This is a genomic window from Roseateles oligotrophus (assembly GCF_025717515.1).
Taxonomy (GTDB): domain Bacteria; phylum Pseudomonadota; class Gammaproteobacteria; order Burkholderiales; family Burkholderiaceae_C; genus Paucibacter_A; species Paucibacter_A oligotrophus.
The window spans coordinates 1-2,081 of record NZ_JAJIRN010000025.1; the positions used below are offsets into that span (position 1 = coordinate 1).

Below are 2,081 nucleotides of genomic sequence, written 5' to 3' on the forward strand. Positions count from 1 at the left end.
GAGCGCTATCCCTTTGCATGACAAGCAAGTCAACGACGAGCCCCCAGAAGGCAAGCACTTCCGGCCAAAGGACTTCCGCTTCAAGGACTCAGACAACACGGCCATCTGCCCGGCGGGTCAGGTCTTGATCAGTCGAGGTGGCATCCACACCTCGGCCAGTGGTCAGCCCTACCAGACCTATATCGCCAAAGCCACGGACTGCGGCAGTTGCTCGCTGCGCCAGCAGTGCATCAAGAGCCGAGGGCAAGATGAGACGAGCCCAATGCTGCGAGGCCGCCAAGTCAGCCGCTTCCTGCCCAAGGCGCCGGACCCGAATCATCCCAGCGAGCGAATGCGCCAGGCCATTGACTCGCCCCGGGGCCGCCAGCTGTACAGCCTGCGCCTCGGCACCGTGGAGCCCGTGTTTGCCAACCTGCGTCATAACAAGCGATTGACCCGGCTGAATCACCGCGGGCAGGCCAAGGTCAAGGCGCAGTGGAGCCTGTACTGCATGGTGCACAACATCGAGAAGCTATCGAAGGCGGGCTTCGGGCAAGTCGGGATTCAATAACCCGGCTGGCAAGCGGCACAATCGGCTTCAAGCTGCGCTTTGAGGGGGCAGCGCAAACGCCATCCAGCTCCTTTAAGCTATGAATCCAGAAACTCGATTTGACAGCCACTTACGCGCGCCGGACGGCGGGAGTGGCTGTGGAGTTTGGGTTATTGGACAGCCTCGTTAGGCATACCCATGCCCTTCGATCAAAATTCCATAATTTTCGCTGGCATCGCTCTCGTTGTTGTGGTTCTCATGATCTTGCGTCTTACAAGAAGGCGCAGCGTTGGAACTCATAGAACTGCAAGTCGCGGCCCTCCAAATATGAGGTTCGTCTGCGGGCGTTGCCAAGGGCAATTTATGCATACCAAGCGAACGGTCGGCGCATGGGAAAAAGGAACGAGGCGCTTCTTTTGCAATTCATGTCATTCAAAATGGCGCGAAACCAATCCTACGCCGCAACCATCTAGGCAGCAGCCTACCGCAGCGGCAACTACACGCAATCCGGAATCGTCCTCTTTTCCGGGGTCATCGCCGCAGGACTATCAGCCGGCTCGGTCCGGCTCCCGTAGCGGCTGTCTCGGGACAGTACTGGTACTCATTGCTATCCCAGTTGCGGTCGCGTATTTCTCGGTACAGTATGCCTAACCTGTCGCTCGAGCGGACCTCCGCCAGCTGGCCACGCTACGCTGCCTGTATATTTTCAGCTCCGCGCGGCCAGCTGGCTCCGGCCCCTCAGCTTCAACGTTAGCCATCACCAAAAAATCAGCCACATGCCACACTTGAGAGAACTTCGCACTTGGCTTTGGAATACTGGCGCTTTCATTTTCTATGGCACGCTTGCAGTCTATTCATTCTCCGCAATCATGAACTTGGTGTCCGGACAATCGATCGGGGACGGAAAGCAAAAGAAGAGTAAGGATCTTTTTGGGTTGTGTGAGTTCACTGAAGTGCAAGAGCTTTCATCGCCTGACGGAAAGAAACTCGTTAAGTTGGGCTATTCGGATTGCGGAGCCACAACGAACTGGCAATCAGGAATCACGGTCTTCAATGCGGCAACAGGTAAGACTTATTCAGGGCTTTTCGGGCTTGATGGAAAACCTGATGGCCTAAAGATGCAATGGGAAAACGACTACACGCTCGTGCTTTCAAACTTTCCGGTCGGCAAGTTGCTTTGGTTCAATCAAGACAATTTTTCTGGTACCAAGATTGTTCTTCAGCCGTGAAAATTCACGTTTTTGCGGAGTGATGGCTAACTGGTCGCTCGAGTGGACCTCCGCCAGCTGGCCGCGCGGAGCTGCCTGTATATTTTCAGCTCCGCGCGGCCAGCTGGCTACGGCCGCTCAGCTCGAACGTTATGCAGCAGGCTAAGCAAAGCTCGAAGTTTCTTTTCTGGTTGCTCGCTGGCGGCCAGTTGCCGGGGCAACTCGCATCGCCGACAGCTGCACCAGGCCGAGCGCCGGCCGGTTCAGGCTCCGGTCACCGTGATCTTGCCGGTTTTGGCTCTGCTGGGTTTTCGCCTTCCTCGGTTCGCGGCCGGCCGCATGGC

At 56.8% G+C, this 2,081-nt stretch carries 3 protein-coding genes; 2 read left to right on the plus strand and 1 reads right to left on the minus strand.

What is annotated here, in order from left to right:
* Together LNV07_RS25265 and LNV07_RS25270 are read left to right on the plus strand one after the other, a co-directional pair.
* On the plus strand, positions 1-550 hold a 550-nt coding region (locus LNV07_RS25265), incomplete at its 5' end, for a transposase (protein WP_263573978.1).
* Positions 551-1,398: 848 nt separating this feature from the next.
* Entirely contained in the window at positions 1,399-1,758 is a 360-nt protein-coding gene (locus LNV07_RS25270) for a hypothetical protein (protein WP_263573979.1), read from the plus strand.
* 141 nt (positions 1,759-1,899) lie between these two features.
* Here the strand turns inward: LNV07_RS25270 and LNV07_RS25275 are convergent.
* Positions 1,900-2,081, minus strand: a 182-nt coding sequence (locus LNV07_RS25275; protein WP_263573980.1) for a hypothetical protein, incomplete at its 5' end; no start/stop codon positions are given.

Excerpts from the sequence above, each read along its gene's own strand:
- LNV07_RS25270 (WP_263573979.1), top strand. The coding sequence starts at position 1,399 with ATGAACTTGGTGTCCGGACAATCGATCGGGGACGGAAAGCAAAAGAAG.